This window comes from Blastococcus litoris (assembly GCF_003075095.1).
Taxonomy (GTDB): Bacteria; Actinomycetota; Actinomycetes; order Mycobacteriales; family Geodermatophilaceae; genus Blastococcus_B; species Blastococcus_B litoris.
In genome coordinates this window covers 127840-146479 of record NZ_QCZF01000010.1, presented here as the reverse complement: position 1 = coordinate 146479, position 18640 = coordinate 127840, and the positions used below count along the sequence as shown (strand labels likewise).

At 74.2% G+C, this 18640-nt stretch carries 18 protein-coding genes; 10 read left to right on the top strand and 8 right to left on the bottom strand.

Going from position 1 to position 18640, the window contains the following annotated elements; genetic code table 11:
* Positions 1-103: 103 nt before the first annotated feature.
* The 3 genes from DCS98_RS19455 (at position 104) to DCS98_RS19445 (ending at position 1723) form a co-directional block, all read left to right on the top strand.
* A complete protein-coding gene (locus DCS98_RS19455) occupies positions 104-583 on the top strand; it encodes a CinA family protein (protein WP_116453042.1) in 480 nt (159 codons plus the stop codon).
* A gap of 149 nt (positions 584-732) precedes the next feature.
* Entirely contained in the window at positions 733-1140 is a 408-nt protein-coding gene (locus DCS98_RS19450; protein ID WP_116453041.1) for a helix-turn-helix domain-containing protein, read from the top strand.
* Between the two features lie 88 nt (positions 1141-1228).
* Positions 1229-1723 (top strand): TetR/AcrR family transcriptional regulator, encoded by a 495-nt coding sequence (locus DCS98_RS19445; protein WP_116453075.1) that lies wholly within the window; start codon positions 1229-1231, stop codon positions 1721-1723.
* Here DCS98_RS19445 and DCS98_RS19440 read toward each other — a convergent pair.
* Complete coding sequence (locus DCS98_RS19440; RefSeq protein WP_116453040.1) at positions 1704-2180, bottom strand: GNAT family N-acetyltransferase; 477 nt, start codon at positions 2178-2180, stop codon at positions 1704-1706. The two genes, DCS98_RS19445 and DCS98_RS19440, sit on opposite strands and share 20 nt — an antisense overlap.
* Positions 2177-3190: a PfkB family carbohydrate kinase gene (locus DCS98_RS19435; RefSeq protein WP_116453039.1), complete on the bottom strand. Its 1014-nt coding sequence runs from the start codon at positions 3188-3190 to the stop codon at positions 2177-2179. The genes DCS98_RS19440 and DCS98_RS19435 overlap by 4 nt, the downstream gene beginning before the upstream one ends.
* Positions 3191-3310: 120 nt before the next feature.
* On the opposite strand from DCS98_RS19435, the gene DCS98_RS19430 reads away from it, so the two are divergent.
* Both DCS98_RS19430 and DCS98_RS19425 read left to right on the top strand, forming a co-directional pair.
* Positions 3311-4156, top strand: coding sequence for a PspA/IM30 family protein (locus tag DCS98_RS19430; RefSeq protein ID WP_116453038.1), 846 nt, complete (start codon positions 3311-3313; stop codon positions 4154-4156).
* 27 nt (positions 4157-4183) lie between these two features.
* Positions 4184-4681 (top strand): cupin domain-containing protein, encoded by a 498-nt coding sequence (locus tag DCS98_RS19425; RefSeq protein WP_116453037.1) that lies wholly within the window; start codon positions 4184-4186, stop codon positions 4679-4681.
* Position 4682: 1 nt separating this feature from the next.
* On the opposite strand, the gene DCS98_RS19420 is transcribed toward DCS98_RS19425, so the two are convergent.
* Positions 4683-5537, bottom strand: coding sequence for a DNA-formamidopyrimidine glycosylase family protein (locus DCS98_RS19420; RefSeq protein WP_116453036.1), 855 nt, complete (start codon positions 5535-5537; stop codon positions 4683-4685).
* Positions 5538-5634: 97 nt separating this feature from the next.
* Between DCS98_RS19420 and DCS98_RS19415 the strand changes: the two genes are divergently transcribed.
* Positions 5635-6219 carry an antibiotic biosynthesis monooxygenase gene (locus DCS98_RS19415; protein ID WP_241038426.1) on the top strand — a complete coding sequence of 195 codons (585 nt, stop codon included), beginning with the start codon at positions 5635-5637 and terminating at the stop codon, positions 6217-6219.
* Positions 6220-6234: 15 nt separating this feature from the next.
* Here the strand turns inward: DCS98_RS19415 and DCS98_RS19410 are convergent, their stop codons facing one another.
* Positions 6235-10809, bottom strand: coding sequence for an ATP-dependent helicase (locus tag DCS98_RS19410; protein WP_116453035.1), 4575 nt, complete (start codon positions 10807-10809; stop codon positions 6235-6237).
* Between the two features lie 100 nt (positions 10810-10909).
* On the opposite strand from DCS98_RS19410, the gene DCS98_RS19405 reads away from it, so the two are divergent.
* From DCS98_RS19405 to DCS98_RS19390, 4 genes are all read left to right on the top strand, one after another.
* Entirely contained in the window at positions 10910-12205 is a 1296-nt protein-coding gene (locus tag DCS98_RS19405) for an MFS transporter (RefSeq protein WP_116453034.1), read from the top strand.
* A gap of 146 nt (positions 12206-12351) precedes the next feature.
* The gene (locus tag DCS98_RS19400) at positions 12352-12546 is read left to right on the top strand and encodes a DUF3046 domain-containing protein (protein ID WP_116453033.1); all 195 of its coding nucleotides are present in this window, start codon (positions 12352-12354) and stop codon (positions 12544-12546) included.
* A gap of 174 nt (positions 12547-12720) precedes the next feature.
* Complete coding sequence (gene recA, locus DCS98_RS19395) at positions 12721-13752, top strand: recombinase RecA (protein WP_116453032.1); 1032 nt, start codon at positions 12721-12723, stop codon at positions 13750-13752.
* Between the two features lie 8 nt (positions 13753-13760).
* On the top strand, positions 13761-14411 hold the full coding sequence (locus DCS98_RS19390; protein ID WP_241038424.1) for a regulatory protein RecX: 651 nt from the start codon (positions 13761-13763) through the stop codon (positions 14409-14411).
* 57 nt (positions 14412-14468) lie between these two features.
* Here the strand turns inward: DCS98_RS19390 and ctaD are convergent, their stop codons facing one another.
* The 4 genes from ctaD to DCS98_RS19370 form a co-directional block, all read right to left on the bottom strand.
* Complete coding sequence (gene ctaD, locus DCS98_RS19385) at positions 14469-16229, bottom strand: aa3-type cytochrome oxidase subunit I (protein ID WP_116453030.1); 1761 nt, start codon at positions 16227-16229, stop codon at positions 14469-14471.
* Between the two features lie 213 nt (positions 16230-16442).
* Positions 16443-17006 (bottom strand): hypothetical protein, encoded by a 564-nt coding sequence (locus DCS98_RS19380; protein WP_116453029.1) that lies wholly within the window; start codon positions 17004-17006, stop codon positions 16443-16445.
* A gap of 61 nt (positions 17007-17067) precedes the next feature.
* Positions 17068-17958: an amino acid ABC transporter permease gene (locus tag DCS98_RS19375; RefSeq protein ID WP_116453028.1), complete on the bottom strand. Its 891-nt coding sequence runs from the start codon at positions 17956-17958 to the stop codon at positions 17068-17070.
* On the bottom strand, positions 17955-18602 hold the full coding sequence (locus DCS98_RS19370) for an amino acid ABC transporter permease (RefSeq protein ID WP_116453027.1): 648 nt from the start codon (positions 18600-18602) through the stop codon (positions 17955-17957). The genes DCS98_RS19375 and DCS98_RS19370 overlap by 4 nt, the downstream gene beginning before the upstream one ends.
* Positions 18603-18640: the final 38 nt, after the last annotated feature.

Sequence of the window (18640 nt, the reverse complement as noted above, 5' to 3'; positions counted from 1 at the left end):
CCGGGTGGGCGCTCGGGCCCCCGGTGGGACGCCCGATGCGCACTCTAGGGAGACGGGGGAGTGCGAGGAAGGTACAGCTGCGCGGAGCGGGAGAAGATGGGGCGTGACCGATCCCGCAGCACCCGTCGCCGTCCGTGTGCACATCGCGCTGCTGGCGCGGTCGGAGACCGTCGCCGCCGCCGAGTCGCTCACGGCGGGGCTGTTCTGCGCCACCCTCGCCACGGTCCCCGGGGCCAGCGCGACCCTGCGCGGCGGCGTCGTCGTGTACGCGACCGACCTCAAGACCGAGCTGGCCGGTGTCCCGGCCGAGCTCCTGGACCGGCACGGACCGGTGAGCCCCCAGACGGCCGCCGCGCTCGCCGAGGGGGTCCGGGCCCGGTGCGCCGCCACCTGGGGGGTCGGTCTGACCGGGGTCGCCGGGCCCGAGCCGGTCGACGGCCACGGGCCCGGCCGGGTGTACCTGGGGGTCGCCGACGGACGGCGCACGGACGTGCACGAGCTGGACCTGACCGGCGACCGGGGGACCGTCCGCGCGGCCGCCGTCGCCACCGCGATGGAGGCGCTGCTGGCCCGGCTCTCCTGAGCCCGGGAACGCCCGGTCGGGGGACGGCGTTACGCCATCAGCGGACGCGCCACGGTCGGTCCGGCTTCCCGGGCCGGCGCCGCGTACCGTGAGCGCACGGCGCCCGTAAGGGCGCCGCCGCTTCCCCGCTCGCAGGACAGGAGACGGCCATGACGCTGCTGCGCACCCAGCTCGGGAACACCCTGCGTGGCCACCGGCTGCGTCAGCGCCGCACGCTGCGCGACGTCTCCGGCGCCGCCCGGGTCAGCCTCGGCTACCTCTCGGAGGTGGAGCGCGGGCAGAAGGAGGCATCCTCGGAGCTGCTCGCCTCGATCTGCGACGCCCTGGACGTCGAGCTCGCCGACCTGCTCGCCGAGGTCAGCCTGGAGCTGCGCGTCGCCGACGGAGGGGCGGTCCGCCCGCTCGCACCGGCCGCCGACGTCCCGGCCGTGGAGGTCCAGCCCGCCGCCGAGCAGCCGGCTGCCGCTCAGCCGGTCGCCGAGCCGGCGCTCGCCCTGGTCGGCGCGCCGGCCCGGTCCGCGCTGCGCCGCGGAGAGGCCGTCTCGCTCGCCGCCTGATCCCCGCCCCGCCATGTCGCTCGCCGGTCCCGCAGCGTGGGAGGGGCCGGTCCACCTCCCGGGCGCCCACACGCGCAGCGGGAACGCGATGGGCCGCACCCGGCTCGGGCTGCTGGCCGGAGCCGCCCGCGCCTTCGCCGAGCACGGGGTGCGGCGGAGCACCATGCAGTCGGTCGCGGCCGCGGCGGGCGTGGCCAAGGCGACGCTGTACAACCACTTCCGGACCAAGGACGAGGTCGTCGCGGCGCTGCTGGCGCTCGAGCTGGACCGGCTCACCGTGCTCGCCTCCGGGCTGCCGCTCGCGGAGGCGCTGGCGGCGCTCTCCGACGAGCTGGGGGGCCACCCGGTCCTCCGGCGGCTGGCGTCGACGGAGCCGGAGCTCCTCGCCGGGCTGCTGATGCTGGACGCCGAGCGGTGGTCGGCGCTGGTCACCCGCCTCGGTGCGGCCCTCGGGCTGGACCCGGACGGTGCGGAGCTGGTGGGGCGGTGGCTGCTCGGCGTGGTGCTGCAGCCCGGCCGGTCGACGACGCGGCACCGGCATGCGGCCCGGCTGGCGGAGCTGCTCAGCCCAGGGAGCGGGTGAGCAGCAGCCGGTCGGCGCCGGGACCCGCGTGGTCCGGCGCGAACGCCTCGTGCGCCCCGAAGCGGCGGCCCAGCTCCCGCACCACCGCGTCGCCGGGCGGCGCCACGGCCTGCACGGCCCGCGCGCCCACCGAGGCGGCCAGGTCTGCGAACCGCTCCACGAGCGCGACGGCGACCCCGCGCCCGCGCCACTCCTCGTGGACGGCGACGGCGTGGACGACGCCCAGCCGGTCGGCGCTCACGACGCCCAGCAGGTAGCCGGCATCCGCGCCGTCCGGGGTCATCGCGACCGCGCCGAAGCCGCCGAGCTGGTGGAAGAAGACCGGGTCGTGCAGCGCGCGCACCTCGTCGTCGGCGAGTGCCGAGCCGGCCCAGAACCGGGCGCGGTCGGTCAGCAGCCGCTCGCGCAGGGCGCCCGCCGACAGCTCCTCGAAGCCGACCAGCCGGAGATCGCTCACCGGGCCGGGCGCGCGGCCTCGAGCTCCGCGCGGGTGGGCGGGTCCGCGCCGACCCGGGTGCAGTTGAGGGCGGCGACGAGCGCGGCGTCGTCCACGAGGGCGAGCAGCTGCTCGTCGGGCAGCTGCTCCAGCGCGGCGCGGGTGGTGACGCCGGCGTCGAGCAGACCGGTGAGCAGCCCGGCGGCGAGGGAGTCGCCGGCGCCGACGGTGTCGACGACCGCGACGCGGGGCGTCTCCCGGTGGAGGAGCGGGCGGCCGGGGCGGGCGATCCGCAGGGCCGCCCCGCCGTCGGTGAGCAGGACCAGCGCCGGCCCCCGCATGGCCCAGCTCGTCGCCGCCTCGTCGAGGTCGGCCGGGCCGTCGAGCCAGCCGAGGTCCTCGGCGCTGACCTTGACGACGTCGGCCTGGGCGATCAGCCGGTCGAGGCGGGCGTGCACCACCGGCCGGTTGTTGCCGAGCGTCTCCCCGACGGGGCCGTCCGCGAGCATGGGCCGGATGTTGGGGTCGACGCTGACCAGCGTGCCGCCGTCCCCGCGCAGCCGCGCCACCAGGCGGGCGATCGCGTCGGCGCCCGGAGCGGTCCAGCTCGAGATCGAGCCGACGTGCACGATGCCGGTCCGGGCCGGCAGCACCCGGTCGAGCTCCTCGTCGGTCCACTGCCAGTCGGCCGCACCGAGGACGTGGAACCCGTAGTCCGCCGAGCCGTCGGGGGCGAGCCCGACGACGGCGAGGCTGACGGGCTCGGCCGCCTCGACGAAGCCCGCCGGGTCGACGCCGGAGAGCTCGGCGTGCCGGCGCAGGTTCGCGGCCAGCGGTCCGGTGCCCAGCCGGGCCATGAGGCGGACCGGGGCGCCCAGCCGCCCGGCGGCGACCGCGACGTTGAGGGCGTTCCCCCCGGGGCGGGCCACGTAGTGCGGGGCCGTCCCCTCCGGGCCGGCGTCGGCACCCGCGACGGGCAGCAGGTCGACCACCAGTTCGCCCAGGACGGCGAGGACGGGGGAGTCGGGCACGGGGAAACCCTAGCCGCGTGAGTGAACCGCCCGCCCGCGTTCGCTACGACGGCGCATCACCTGGGACGATGAGGTGACGAGCATCGCCGGGCCGGCAGCTGCGCCGGAGCAGGAGGACCCATGCCCAACCCGTTCGTGAAGCTGTGGAAGTACCTCACGGCGTCGGCCAACGCCCAGATCGACCAGCGGGCCGATCCCAAGATCCAGATCGCGCAGGCCATCGAGGCCGAGCAGCAGCGCCACCAGGCGCTGGCCAACCAGGCCGCCGCCGTGCTGGGCAACCAGCGGCAGCTGGAGATGCGCCTCAACCGCCAGCTCGGCGAGGTCGAGAAGCTGCAGGCGTCGGCACGGCAGGCGCTGGTGCTCGCGGACAAGACCCGCGCGTCCGGCGACGCGAACAAGGCGGCGGAGTACGAGAACGCCGCGCAGGCGTTCGCGACGCAGCTGGTCGCCGCCGAGCAGTCGATGGAGGACCTCAAGCGCAGCCACGACGAGGCGCTGCAGGCCGCCGAGCAGGCGCGCGGTGCCGTCGAGCAGAGCCGCATGCGGCTGCAGACGACCCTGGCCGAGCGCACCAAGCTCATGTCGCAGCTCGAGCAGGCCAAGATGCAGGAGCACGTGGCGTCCTCGCTCAAGCAGGTCAACGAGCTGTCTGCCCCCGGGAACACCCCGAGCCTCTCCGAGGTGCGCGACAAGATCGAGGCCCGGTACGCCAACGCCCTCGGCCAGGCCGAGCTGGCGCAGAGCTCGGTCGAGGGCCGCATGCTCGAGGTGCAGAAGGCCACGCTCGACGTCGCCGGTGCTTCTCGGCTGGACCAGATCCGCGCCTCCATGGGCGGGGGCGCCCCCGCGGTCGAGAGCGGCCAGCCGGCCGCGGCCATCGAGCAGGGCGCACCGCCGGTCTCCCAGCCCGCCACGGAGCAGCGCGAGGCGCAGCCCGCCGATCGGCCCGAGCAGCAGGCCTGACGGCGGGCCCGGGCGGGGGAGACGACGATGTCCGGCCCGGGCTACCCGCCTGATCGCTACACCGGCCCGTCCGGCGAGGTGAACGCCTCGCTGCGGCGGGCCGGTGCGGCTCCCGAGCTCTCCCTGGGCGGTGGCGGGTCCGCCCACTACCTGGCGACCGGCGCCACCACCGGCGGGGCGTTCGGGCTGTACCGGTGGGAGATGGGCCCGGCGCCGACCGGACCCGGGCCGCACTTCCACCGCGGCATCACCGAGTCCTTCTACGTGCTCGAGGGCACCGTCCGGCTCTTCGACGGCGAGCGGTGGCTGGACGGCGGCCCCGGCGACTTCCTGCACGTGCCGGAGGGCGGCGTCCACGGCTTCCGCAACGAATCGGGCGAGCCGGCTTCGATGCTGCTGCTCTTCACGCCGGGCGCACCGCGCGAGGACTACTTCGAGACGATCGCCGACGCCGCGCGCCGGAAGGCGATGACCCCGGAGGACTGGACGGAGTTCTTCCTCCGCCACGACACCTTCTGGGTGTGAGTCAGCGGTAGAGGGTCACCGGCTGCGGGTGGTCGGGCTCGCCGGTGCGCGCCTGCGGGTCGATCGGTGAGCGGGCCGCCTGGCACCTCGGGCACCACCAGGTCACCCGCTCCTGCGTGGTGGGTCCCTGCTCGCCCAGCAGGACCGTCGTGCCGCACCGGAAGCAGGCCTTGCCCCGGCGCCCGAAGACCCAGTGCTCACGGCCCCGGCGGGGGTCGCCGGTGGTGTTCTGCTCGGGGTGGTGCAGGTTGGCCCGCATGAGCGCTCGGGCGCGCTCGACCAGGATCTGCAGGTTGTCCACGTCGCCGACCCGCGCCCAGGGGTGGATGCCGCAGAGGAAGAGCGACTCGACCTTGTAGAGGTTGCCGATGCCGGCGAGGTTGCGCTGGTCGAGGATCGCGACGCCGATCTGCTCGTCCGGGTTCGCCCGCAGCCGGCGCAGCGCCTCGTCGAGATCCCAGTCCGGGCCGAGCACGTCGGGGCCGAGGTGGCCGACCAGGCTGCCCTCGTCGCAGGTGGGCACGATGTCGACGTCGTGCAGCCGGTAGCCGACGCACTCCCACTCGTCGGTGGCCAGGACGACGCGGACGTCGTAGGCGGGGCCGCCGCGCCACGTCGCGCCCGGCCGGTAGATGTGCCAGCTGCCGTCCATGCGGAAGTGGGTGCGCAGGGTGCGCTCGTCGGCCAGTCGGATGAGCAGGTGCTTGCCGCGGGGGACGACCTCGCGGACCGTCGCGCCGGTCAGGTCGAGGGCGGCGAGCTGGGGGAGCCGGAACTCGCCGCGGCGCAGGGTGGCACCGGCCAGCGCGGTGTTCATCCGCTGGGCGGCGAGCCACACGGTGTCTCCCTCGGGCACGGCTCCAGTGTCCCTGGCGTCCGTCGCGCCTGCTCAGATGGTGTGAGACCTCTGACAACCGGGATGACCGCGGCCGTGGCGGGTGCTGTCAGGTGGCGTGAGCGTCCCCCTCCGCCTGCGCAGCCGGCTCGGTGCCGAGACCGCCGCGCCGAGCCCCGAGCCCGTGACCGTGACGGTGGCGCGCGTCGTGCGCCCCGACCGCCGCGAGGCGTTCGAGCGCTGGGCCGAGAACGTCCTGGGCCTGGCGTCGCGCTTCCCCGGCAACCTGGGGACCAGCCTGCTGCGCCCCGGGCCGGGCAGCTCGGAGTACCACCTGGTCTACCGCTTCGAGGACGACGAGTCGCTGGCGGCGTGGGAGCGGTCGTCGGAGCGGCGGTCGGCTCTCGCACACGTCGAGGAGATGGTGGACGACGCCCGCTACGCCCGCGTCGAGGGCCTCGAGAGCTTCTTCACCCGGCCGGCTCGCCCCGGTCCCCGCTGGCGGCTGACCGTCCTCACCATCGCGGTCGTCTTCGCGATCACCTCGCTGTTCCAGCTGCTGGTCACACCCCACCTGGAGGGCTGGCCGGTCGAGGCGCGTCTGCTGCTCTCGGCCGTCGTCGTCGTGCTGCTGCTCGGCCACGTCGTGATGCCGCGGCTGACCCGGTGGCTCTCCGGGTGGCTGCGTCCCACCCGCGACTGACCCACCGCCGCGGCATCAGCCGCGCAGGCGCAGGCCCCGCGGGGTGGCGGCGAACCCGGCTGCCTGCAGGGCGGCCGACAGCGGCGTCGACTCGTGCACCGAGGCGCCGTCGGCCTTCTGCACGACCATCCGGCCCAGCGCGCCGGCCGACACCGCCCCCGACAGCGCCGTCGCCGCTTCCTTGAGCACCTGCTCGTCCTCGGTCCAGGAGAGCAGCGTCTTGCCGCCCCTCTCGACGTAGAGGACCAGGTCGCCGTCGACCAGGACCACCAGTGCCCCGGCCTTGCGGCCCGCGCGGTGCCCGGTCGCCTTGCGCCCGCCGGTGCCCTCGCCGATGTCGACGGCGTCACCGTCACCGGATCCCGGCCGGTCGGGCCAGGGCAGCGCGGCGCCGTACACGTTGGCCGGGTCGGTCGCGGCGAGGACGACGGCGCCGCCGGGAACCCGGTCGGGCGAGGCGAAGCTGCGCAGCCGGTCCACCGAGCCCGGTGTGCCGAACTGCGCGGCGCCCAGGGTCTCGACGAAGTAGCCGCGCCGTGAGCGCCCGTTCTCCTCGAACGCGCGCAGCACGGGGTAGACGGCGGAGAAGCCGCCCGGCACCTGCTCGGCCATCACCGCGCCGCGGGTCAGGACGCCGTGCCGTTCGAGCAGCGCCTCGGCCCGCGCCGTCGTCCGCCGCGTGCCGTTGACCTCCCGGTCGGGCAGCCGCGACCAGCGTCCGGCCACCGTGGGCGGTCCGGTGCGGGTCGGCATCGCCGGCCGGCCCACGCGCGGCCGCCCGTACCGGCTGCGCGTCACCCGCGGCGCCGTCGGCGTGCGCTTGTGGGTGCCGCCGCCGTGCAGCCGCGTGCGCAGCGGGGCGAGGGTGTCGTTGGTGAGCGCGCCGGCCCACACGAGGTCCCAGAGCAGGTCGGCCATCGCGGCGTCGTCGGTGGCGCCGACGAGGTCGGACAGGCCGCGGAAGAAGAGCGCCTGGCCGCCGGCGAGCTGGTCGAGGACCGGCCCGCCGCCCTCGGGCACGTCGAGGGGCTCGGGCAGCAGCAGCGGCGCGAGGTCGGCAGGGACGAGACTGATCCAGCCGTCGCCGCCCGGCAGGCCGCCGGCCCCGGCCCACAGCACCTCGCCGGCGCTGGTGAGCTCGTCGAGCATGGCGGGGGAGTAGTCGCGGACCCGGGTGGGGAGCACGAGCGTCTCGAGCGCGCTGGCCGGGACCAGCGCGCCGGCCAGCTGCTCGACGACGGCGAGCACACCGTCCGCCCCGCGCAGGCGACCGCCGACGCCCTGCCACGAGGGCGTGAAGCGGGCGAGCGTCCCGGTGGGGACCGGCTCCACCTCCTGGCGGAGCTTGGCGAGGCTGCGCCGGCGGATCGACCGCAGGACCTCGGCGTCGCACCACTCCTGCCCCGTGCCGCCGGGCCGGAACTCGCCGGCGACGAGGCGGCCGCTGCCGGTCAACCTGTGCAGCGTCGCGGTCACCACGGCGACCCCGAGACCGAGGCGGGTCGCCACCTCCGCGGGCTGGAAGGGGCCGTGGGTGCGGGCGTACCGGCCGACGAGGTCGCCCAGCGGATCGGCGACCGGCTCGGTGAACACCTCGGGCACGCCGACGGGCAGTGCGGTGCCCAGGGCGTCGCGGAGCCGGCCGGCGTCCTCGATCGCGACGTAGCGCTCCTCGCCGGCGATGCGCACCTGCAGCGCCCGGCGGGCGTCGACCAGCTCGTCCAGCCACGCCTGCGGCACCCCACGCGCCGCCGCCTCGGCGGAGGTCAGGTCGCCGATGCCGCGCAGGAGGTCCGAGGCGCCGTCGACGTCGCGCGGGTGCCGCTGTCCGGGCAGCCGCTGCAGCTCGGCCTCGATCTCGGCCATGGCCTCGCCGTCGAGCAGCTCGCGCAGCTCGGTCCGGCCCAGCAGCTCGGCCAGCAGACCCGTGTCGAGCGCGAGCGCCTGGGCGCGGCGCTCGGCCAGCGGCGCGTCGCCCTCGTAGAGGAACTGGCCGACGTAGCCGAACAGCAGCGACTGGGCGAACGGCGAGGCGGAGTCGGTTTGCACGTCGACGACGCGCACCTTGCGCGCGCGCACGTCGCTCATCAGCTCGACCAGGCCGGGGACGTCGTAGACGTCCTGCAGCACCTCGCGGGCGGCCTCGAGGGTGATCGGGAAGGAGGAGAACTCGCTCGCGACGGAGAGCAGCTGCGCGGCGCGCTGCCGCTGCTGCCACAGCGGGGTGCGGCGGCGCGGATCGCGGCGGGGGAGCAGGAGGGCGCGGGCTGCGCATTCGCGGAACCGGCTGGCGAACAGCGCCGAGGAGCCGACCTCGGCGGTCACCTCGCGCTCGACGTCGTCCGGGTCGAGCACGGCGAGGTCGGCCTCCGGCGGCTCACCCGTGGTGTCGGGCAGCCGCAGCACGATGCCGTCGTCGGAGTGCATGGAGGCGACGTCCACGCCGTAGCGCTCGCGCAGCCGGGCGGCGAGCACGAGGGCCCAGGGTGCGTTGACCTGGGCGCCGAAGGGCGAGTGCACGACCAGCCGCCAGTCGCCGAGCTCGTCGCGGAACCGCTCGACGAGCAGGGTCCGGTCGTCCGGGAGGTGGCCCGTGGCCGCCTTCTGCTCCGCGAGGTAGGCGTGCAGGTTCGCCGCGCCCCACTCGTCGAGGCCGGCGGCGCGGGCCCGTTCCAGCCCCGCCTCGGGCGTGGCCGAGCCGACCTCGCGCAGGAAGGCGCCGAGGGCCCGGCCGAGCTCGAGCGGCCGCCCGGGGGCGTCGCCGTGCCAGAACGGCATCTTCCCGGGCTGGCCGGGCGCCGGGGTGACCAGCACGCGGTCGTGGGTGATGTCCTCGATCCGCCAGGACGAGGATCCGAGCAGGAAGACGTCGCCGACGCGCGACTCGTAGACCATCTCCTCGTCGAGCTCGCCCACCCGCCGCCCGCCGGTGCCCTCGGCGCCGACGAGGAAGACGCCGAACAGGCCGCGGTCGGGGATGGTGCCGCCGCTGGTCACGGCCAGCCGCTGCGCGCCGGCCCGGGCGGTCAGGGTGTCGGTGACGCGGTCCCAGGTGAGCCGGGGCCGGAGCTCGGCGAAGGCGTCGGAGGGGTAGCGCCCGGCGAGCATGTCGAGGACGCCGTGCAGGGCGGAGTCCGGCAGCGACGAGAAGGCCGCCGACCGCCGCACGACGGCGGCCACCTCGTCCACCGTGCGCGGGCGCTCGGAGACCATGGCCACGATCTGCTGCGCGAGGACGTCGAGCGGGTTGCGCAGGTAGCGGATCGACTCGATCGCGCCCGCCTTCATGCGTTCGGAGACCAGCGCGCACTGCACCAGGTCGCCGCGGTACTTGGGGAAGAGGACGCCCCGGCTGACCGCCCCCACCTGGTGCCCGGCGCGGCCTACCCGCTGCAGGCCGCTGGCGACCGTGGGCGGCGCCTCCACCTGGACGACGAGGTCGACCGCGCCCATGTCGATGCCGAGCTCGAGGCTGGAGGTCGCGACGACGGCGGGCAGCCGGCCGGACTTGAGCGCCTCCTCGACGATCGCCCGCTGCTCGCGGGAGACCGAGCCGTGGTGCGCGGCCGCGACCGGCTGCACCCCCTCGGGGATCCCCCCGCCGGACCCGGCCTGCGCCATCAGCGCCGCAGCGTTCGTGCCCGGGGGCACCGGCTCGCCGGTCGCGCGCTCGTAGGCCAGCTCGTTGAGCCGGCTGGTCAGCCGCTCGGCCAGGCGGCGGGAATTGGCGAAGACGATGGTGCTGCGGTGGGCCTGCACCAGGTCGAGCACCCGCTCCTCGACGGCCGGCCAGATCGAGGTCCGGGGCTGGTTGCCGGCGGCCGATCCCTCCAGCTCACCGGTGGGCTGGCCCAGCTCGCTCATGTCCTCGACCGGGACGACGACCGAGAGGTCCCACTCCTTGGCCGACGGCGGGGACACGATCTGCACCGGCCGGCCGCCGGCCAGGTACGTGGCCACCTCCTCGATGGGCCGCACCGTGGCCGACAGGCCGATCCGCTGGGCCGGCCGCTCCAGCAGCTCGTCCAGCCGGTCGAGGGACACCGCCAGGTGCGCACCGCGCTTGGTGTCGGCGACCGCGTGCACCTCGTCGACGATGACCGTCTCGACGCCGCGCAACGCCTCGCGGGCGGAGCTGGTCAGCAGCAGGAACAGCGACTCCGGTGTCGTGATGAGGATGTCGGTGGGCCGGCGCGTGAACGCGCGCCGCTCCTCGGCCGGGGTGTCGCCCGAGCGGATGCCGACCCGGATCTCCGGACGCTCGAGCCCCAGCCGGGCCGACGCCTGGCCGATGCCGGTCAGGGGGGCCCGCAGGTTGCGCTCGACGTCGACGGCCAGCGCCTTGAGCGGGGAGACGTAGAGGACCCGGCAGCGCAGCTGCTCGTCGGCCGGTGGCGGGGTGGCGGCCAGGCGGTCGAGCGACCAGAGGAACGCGGCCAGCGTCTTCCCCGAGCCCGTGGGCGCCACGACGAGGGCGTGCTCGCCGCTGCTGATCGCGTCCCAGGCGCCCTCCTGGGCGGCCGTGGGGCGGACGAAGGCACCGGCGAACCAGGCCCGGGTGGCCTCCGAGAACCGGTCGAGTGCGGACACGGACCCAGTGTCCCCGGCGGGTACGACAGTCCGCCGGTCCACGCGGCGTCGAGGGGGCGGGACCACCCGTCCGGGGACGCCGATCGGGCAGACTGCCCGCGTGCAGCCCTCCCCGACACCGCTCCCCGGCGCGCTCGAACCGGCCGCGGGCTCCGTCCAGCGGCGCACCGTCGGGGTCCTCAGCGGCGCCGTGACGCTGGCCGGCCTGGGTGTCACCGTCGGGATCACGGTCGGCGGGCTGCTGGCCCGGGACGTCGCCGGCAGCGACACCGCCGCCGGCCTCGGCCAGACGGCCGGCGTGCTCGGCGCCGCGGTGATCGCCCTGCCGCTCGCGCGGATCAGCGACCGGGCCGGCCGCCGGACGGGGCTCGCGGCCGGCTACGCCGTGGCGGTGCTCGGCGCGGTCGTCGCCGTCGCCGCCGCCGCGATCTCCTCCCTGCCGTTGCTGCTCCTGGGGCTGTTCGCGTTCGGGGCGGCGACGGCCTGCGGACTGCAGGCGCGCTTCGCCGCCGCCGACCTGGCGACGCCGGAGCGCCGCGGCCGCGACCTCTCGCTCGTCGTCTGGGCGACCACGGTCGGCTCGGTGCTCGGTCCCAACCTCGCCGGCCCGGGTGCCGACCTCGGCCGGGCGCTCGGCCTGCCCGCCCTCGGCGGGGCGTTCGCGGTGTCGGCGGTCGTCTTCGCCGTCGTGGCGGCCGGTCTGCTCCTGCTGCTGCGCCCGGATCCGCTGCTCCTCGCGCGCCGGCTCGGAGGTGGGGGAGCTGGGCCGCGGCCCCGCACGGCGACGTCCACCGCGCTGCGGGCGGTCTGGGCGACGCCGGGAGGGCGTCTCGGCCTGACCGCCGTGGTCGTCGCCCACTCCGTGATGGTCGGCGTCATGGTCATGACCCCGGTGCACATGGGTCACGCCGGGCACTCCGACGGCGCGACACTGCGCGTCATCGGCCTGGTGATCAGCGTCCACGTGGCCGGCATGTACCTCTTCTCGCCGCTCGTGGGCGTGCTCGCCGACCGCGCCGGGCGCAGGGCGACGGTCGCCCTGGGCGCACTGCTGCTGCTGGCGGCCGCGGCGCTGGCCGGCACCGCGGCACCGGATGCCTCGGTGCAGCTCGGCGCCGGGCTGCTCCTCCTGGGGCTGGGCTGGTCGTGCGGGCTCATCGCCGGCTCGACGCTGGTCACCGAGGCCGTCGCGGTGGAGCTCCGGCCGACGGCGCAGGGCGGGACGGACCTGCTGATGGGCCTCGGCGCCGCGGTCGCCGGCGCGGTGGGCGGTCCGCTGCTCGCCATCGGCGACTTCGGGCTGGTGGCGGCGGTGTCGGCCGCGCTGGTGCTGCCGCTGGCGGTCGTGTGGCTGACCGGCGCGGGCCGGGCCGTCAGCGGTCCCGGTAGTTCCTGATCAGCAGCACGATCAGGACCACCAGCGCCAGGGCGATGCCGATCTGCAGGACGAGGTCCCACTCCGACGAACCGGTGCCCGGTACCACGGCTCCGAGGGTAGGCCGCCCGGCGCACGGCGGGGACCGCTCGGGTTAGCGTCGCAGCGTGCGCCTGCAGGAGTTCTGGTCCCGTCTCGACAGTCAGTTCGGTCCGATGCGCGCCCAGAGCGTGGCCCGCGACCACGTGTTCTCCGCGCTCGGCGGGCGGACCGCGCTCGACGCGATCGAGGCCGGACTGCCGGTGCGCAAGGTGTGGCTGGCCATCTGCGAGGAGTACGAGGTGCCGGTCAAGGAGCGGTGAGCGCACCGGTCGCCGGGGGCGGCGTGTCGCCCTGGCGATCGAACAGGTGTTCGTCCTACAGTGGCGTCCACAGGCAGGACCGCTCTCCACAGATCCGCCGGGGCCCCGGAATTGTCGGACCCCCGTCCTAGCGTCGATCCCGACAACTTCCCCAGAACTTCGAAGGTGGCCATCATGGCAACGCTCGACCGCGACAAGGCCCTCGACATGGCCCTCGCCCAGATCGACAAGCAGTTCGGCAAGGGCTCCGTCATGCGCCTGGGCGAGAGCCCCGAGGTGGCCATGAAGGTCATCCCGACCGGCTCCATCTCCCTCGACATCGCCCTCGGTGTCGGTGGCCTTCCGCGCGGCCGCGTCATCGAGGTCTACGGCCCGGAGTCCTCCGGTAAGACGACGGTGGCCCTGCACGCCGTGGCCAACGCCCAGGCCGCCGGCGGCATCGCGGCGTTCGTCGATGCCGAGCACGCGCTGGACCCGGAGTACGCCCGCGCCATCGGCGTGGACACCGACGCGCTCCTGGTCAGCCAGCCCGACACGGGTGAGCAGGCGCTGGAGATCGCCGACATGCTGATCCGCTCCGGCGCCCTGGACGTCATCGTCATCGACTCCGTCGCCGCGCTGGTGCCGCGCGCCGAGATCGAGGGCGAGATGGGTGACAGCCACGTGGGTCTGCAGGCCCGTCTGATGAGCCAGGCGCTGCGGAAGATCACCGGTGCGCTGAGCAACTCCGGGACGACGGCGATCTTCATCAACCAGCTGCGCGAGAAGGTCGGCGTGGTCTACGGCTCGCCCGAGGTCACCACGGGTGGTCGTGCGCTGAAGTTCTACTCGTCGGTCCGGCTCGACGTCCGCCGTATCGAGACCCTCAAGCAGGGCACCGACGCGGTCGGCAGCCGCACCCGCATCAAGGTCGTCAAGAACAAGGTGGCGGCGCCCTTCAAGCAGGCCGAGCTCGACATCCTCTGGGGTCAGGGCTTCAGCCGTGAGGGCGGGCTCATCGACGTGGGCGTCGAGCAGGGCTTCGTCAAGAAGTCCGGCGCCTGGTACACGTACGACGGCGACCAGCTGGGGCAGGGCAAGGAGAACGCCCGCAACTTCCTGAAGGACAACCCCGACCTCGCCGACGAGATCGAGAAGAAGATCAAGGAGAAGCTGGGCATCGGGCCGCGCCTCGACGCCCCGGTCGACGCACCCGCCGACTTCTGAGCCGGTCGGTGTCCGGCTTCCCCTCGACCCGCCGCCGCGGCCCGGGCGGGCGCCCGGGCGCGCGGCGGCCGGGCAGCAGGGGCGACGACGCCACTGCTCCCGAGATGGTCCCGGGGGCGCCCGACGACGAGATGGGCGATCCGGAGTCGGTCGCCCGCGGCATCTGCCTGCGGGCGCTGACCGGTGCGCCGAAGACGCGCCAGCAGCTGGCCGACCTGCTGGCGCAACGCGGGGTGCCGGACGACGCCGCGGAGACCGTGCTCGACAGGTTCACCGAGGTCGGCCTCATCGACGACGCAGCCTTCGCCCGGGCGTGGGTGAACTCGCGGCAGGCGGGCCGGGGCCTCGCCCGGCGGGCGCTCAGCGCCGAGCTCCGGGCGAAGGGCGTGGACCCCGAGGTGGCCGCCGAGGCGGTCAACGAGGTGGACGACGAGGACGAGCGCGCCGCTGCCCGCCGGCTCGTCGAGCGCCGGGCGCCGGGTATGCGGCGGCTCGACCGTGCGACGGCCAGCCGTCGCCTGATGGGCATGCTGGCGCGCAAGGGCTACAACGGCGGGCTGGCTGCCGCCGTCGTGCGCGAGGTGCTCGACCACGCGGATTCAGCCGACGACGCGGACCAGGCGTTCGACGACCTCGACGTGGACAGCCAGTTGCCCTGACGGCCCCCGTTCCGCAGCCTGCGCCGAGCGCGCGACGCGCCGGGAGGCGTCCGCCCGTCAGGTCGGGTCGGGGTCGTTCGGGCCCTGGCGCGGGCCCCCGCTCGCGCCGATCTCGCTGACGCCGCCGTAGGGCTCGTGGCGCCTGCCGGCGTGCGCCTCGTCCTGCAGCCGGTCGAGCAGGTGCGGGTAGTGCATCTCGAAGGCGGGGCGCTCCGAGCGGATCTTCGGGATCTCCACGAAGTTGTGCCGCGGCGGCGGGGAGGACGTGGCCCACTCCAGCGAGTTCCCGTGCCCCCAGGGGTCGTCCCGCAGGGCGAGCTGGCCGTACTTCCACGAGTGCACGACGTTGTAGAGGAACGGCAGGATCGAGGCGCCCAGGATGAATGCTCCGATCGATGACACCATGTTCAGCGCGGTGAATTCGTCGGTCGGCAGGTAGTCCACGTACCGGCGCGGCATGCCCTCGGCGCCCAGCCAGTGCTGCACCAGGAACGTGGTGTGGAAGCCGATGAAGGTCATCCAGAACTGCAGCTTGCCCAGCCGCTCGTCGAGCATCCGGCCGCACATCTTCGGGAACCAGAACGCGATGCCGGCGTTGGCCGCGAAGACGACGGTCCCGAACACGACGTAGTGGAAGTGGGCGACGACGAAGTACGAGTCGGTGATGTGCCAGTCGATCGGCGGGCTGGCCAGCAGCACGCCGGTCAGTCCGCCGAGCAGGAAGGTGACCATGAAGCCGATCGACCACAGCATCGGCGTCTCGAAGGTCAGCTGCCCGCGCCACATCGTGCCGATCCAGTTGAAGAACTTCAGTCCCGTCGGTACGGCGATCAAGTAGGTGAGGAAAGCGAAGAACGGCAGCAGCACCGCACCCGTGGCGTACATGTGGTGCGCCCACACGGCCAGGGACAGGAAGCCGATCGCCATGGTGGCCCCGACCATCCCCTTGTAGCCGAACAGGGGCTTGCGGCTGAACACCGGGATGATCTCGGTGATGATGCCGAAGAACGGCAGCGCGATGATGTAGACCTCGGGATGGCCGAAGAACCAGAACAGGTGCTGCCACAGCATCGGCCCACCCATCTCGTCCGAATAGACGAGGGCGCCCAGGTTGCGGTCGGCGAGCAGGCCGAACAGCGCGGCGGTCAGGATGGGGAAGGCCAGCAACACCAGCACGCTGGTGATCAGCGCATTCCAGGTGAAGATCGGCATCCGGAACATGGTCATCCCGGGGGCGCGCAGGCACACGATCGTGGTGATGAAGTTGACGCCACCGAGGATCGTGCCCAGGCCGCTGACGGCCAGGCCGGCGATCCAGAGGTTCCCGCCGACGCCGGGAGAGTTCACGCCGTCCGACAGCGGCGTGTACGCCGTCCACCCGAAGTCGGCCGGCCCGCCCGGGGTGACGAAGCCGGACACCGCGATGGTGCTCCCGATGAGGAAGAGCCAGAAGGAGAAGGCGTTCAGCCGGGGAAAGGCGACATCGGGGGAGCCGATCTGCAAGGGCATGATCAGGTTGCCGAAGGCGAAGAACAGCGGCGTCGCGAACATCAGCAGCATCAGCGTGCCGTGCATCGTGAACAGCTGGTTGTACTGCTCCGGCGACAGGAACTGCAGCTCCGGACGGGCCAGCTCGGCTCGGATGAGCATCGCCATCAGGCCGCCGAGGATGAAGAAGACGAACGACGCCGTCAGGTACATCAGCCCGATCGTCTTGTGATCGGTCGTCCGCAGCAGGTTCGACAGCCGGGATCCCTTGACGGGCATGTGCACCGGACTGGGCCGGCTGACGATCGGCTGCGGTGCGATGGCGGTCATGCCGCGCCTCGCGTCGTCGTCCGGCCCTCCACGGGCCACCGTCGAGCAGAAGTCGAGCTGCGGGACATGAGCGGCTCCCCGGTTCTCCGCACGCACTGCGGTTTCCGCGCCGCCCGCCCAGCCGGTGAGCGACGCCACCATCGTGGCCCATCAGTGCGCCGGGGGAAACCCGAGTTCCGATGGCGGGGGAGCGACCTGCCGAGCGGCGAGAGCTCAGGCCGCGGCGGTCCAGGCGCTCAGGTCGACCGCGAGACCGTCGGAGGCGTCCGGGTCGGCCACCAGCCACGCGTCGTCGCGGCGCTGTCCGGCGAGCAGCCAGCGGCGGATCTGCCGGTCGAAGCCGTGCCGGGACGGCCGCCCGGGCTCCCCCGCGGGGCCGAGGAAGGTGACGTCGACCAGCGCTTCGTCGGCGTGCCGGAGCACCAGCCGGCAGCGGGCGCGGCGGTGGCGCGCCGGCGGGACCGCCTCGCGGACCACCGCGGACACGGCACCGGCGGCCTCGGCGAAGTCGGCGGCGGCAGCGCGCAGCCGGGCCACGAACTGCTGGGCCAGGTCGGGTCCGCCGTCCTCGGACGGTCCCGCGGCCTCCGGATCGGCGACTGTCGCCGCCTGGACCGCGTGCTGCTCCCCGGTGGTCAGGTCCACCACGAAGCGTTCGGTCGGGACCTCGGTGTCGCCCGGCAACTCCGCCGCCGCAGGCGTCGGCTGCACGCCCGAGCGCGGGACGGGCGGCAGGGAACGCCGACCAGCGGCGTGCATGGTCTCCATGGTGGACACCAGTCTCACCGCCCCCGCCGCGGCGCGTCGCCCGCGACGCGCCGCAGCTGGGGCGGTTGGGTCAGCTGGTGGAGCTGCCGCCCAGCGGCGCGTCGACGGAGGCCTCGACGTCCTGGACCGCGGTGGCCTTGCGGCTGCGCCGGGTTCGCTTCTCGAGGTAGCGCGCCAGCTGCGACAGGAGCACGTTGATCACGATGTAGATCAGGCCGGCGGCCACGTACAGCTGGAAGGTGTACTCGTTGCCGAACCGCGGCGTGAAGAACTCGACCAGGCTGCGCGCCCCGCGCAGCAGCTCGAAGTAGCTGATGATGAAGCCCAGCGAGCTGTCCTTGAGCAGCACCACGAGCTGCGCGATGAGCACCGGCAGCATCCGGCGGATGGCCTGGGGCAGCAGGATCTGCGTCATGACCTGCGTCTTGCGCATGCCCAGCCCGTAGGCGGCCTCGCTCTGCCCCTTGTCGATGGACAGGATCCCTGCCCGGAAGATCTCCGCCAGCACCGCCGAGTTGTAGAGCGTCAGCCCGCCGGCCAGCGCCTGGAAGGGCGAGGGGCGCACGCCGAACTTCGGCAGCACGAAGTAGAGGGCGAAGATGACCACCAGCAGGGGGATGGCGCGGAAGAACTCGATGTAGATCCCGGCCAGCCACCGCACGAACCGGTGCTCGGAGAGCCGGCCGGCGGCCAGCAGGAGGCCGATCACGGTGGCCAGGACCATCCCGACGGCCGCCACCTGGAGGGTGTTCACCAGGGCCCGGCCGAGGGTCTGCGGGACGCCGGTGCGGCTGTCGAAGAGTACCGCCCACCGCTGGCCGTCGAGCTGGCCGTTGCTGCCGAGCCGGATCAGGACCAGGGCCACCAGGGCCGCGATCAGCAGGGAACCGATGATCGTCCCGATCCGGATGCGGGCACGGGCCTTCGGGCCCGGGATGTCGAAGAGCACCGGTGCGGTCATCGGAGGATCGCCACCCGGCGCTCGATGCGGTTGACGGCGAAGGCCAGCGGGAGCGTGATCACCATGTAGGCGACCACCACCCCCAGGAGCACGGCGGTGAGCTCACCGGCGTCGGCGTTCACCAGGCGCGGGAGCAGGGAACTCAGCTCGCTGGTCGCGAAGCCGGCCGCGATCGAGCTGTTCTTGACCATCGCGATGAAGACGTTGCCCAGCGGCGGGACGACCGTCCGGAACGCCTGGGGGAGGACGACCTCGCGCAGCGACTGGCCGAAGGTGAGCCCGATCGCGCGGGAGGCCTCGGCCTGGCCCGCGGACACGGCGTTGATGCCCGAACGCACCGCCTCGCAGACGAAGGCGGCGGTGTAGAGGCCCAGCGAGAGCACCGCGCCGGTGAAGAAGTCGAGGATGAAGTCGATCTGCGGCAGGCCGAAGATCATGAAGAAGAAGACGACGGTCAGGGGCGTGTTGCGGAACGCCTCGACGTAGAACGTCGCGAGTCCCCGCAGCGGCGGGATCGGGCTCACCCGGGCGGCGGCGAGCAGCGTGCCGAGCACGAGTGCCAGCACGCCGGCCAGGAACGACAGCCACAGGGTCGTGAGGAAGGCGTCCCACAGCAGGTCGAAGTTGTCGGCGAGGAACTGCACACCGCCTCCTCTCGAGATCGGTCAGGACGGCACGCGGG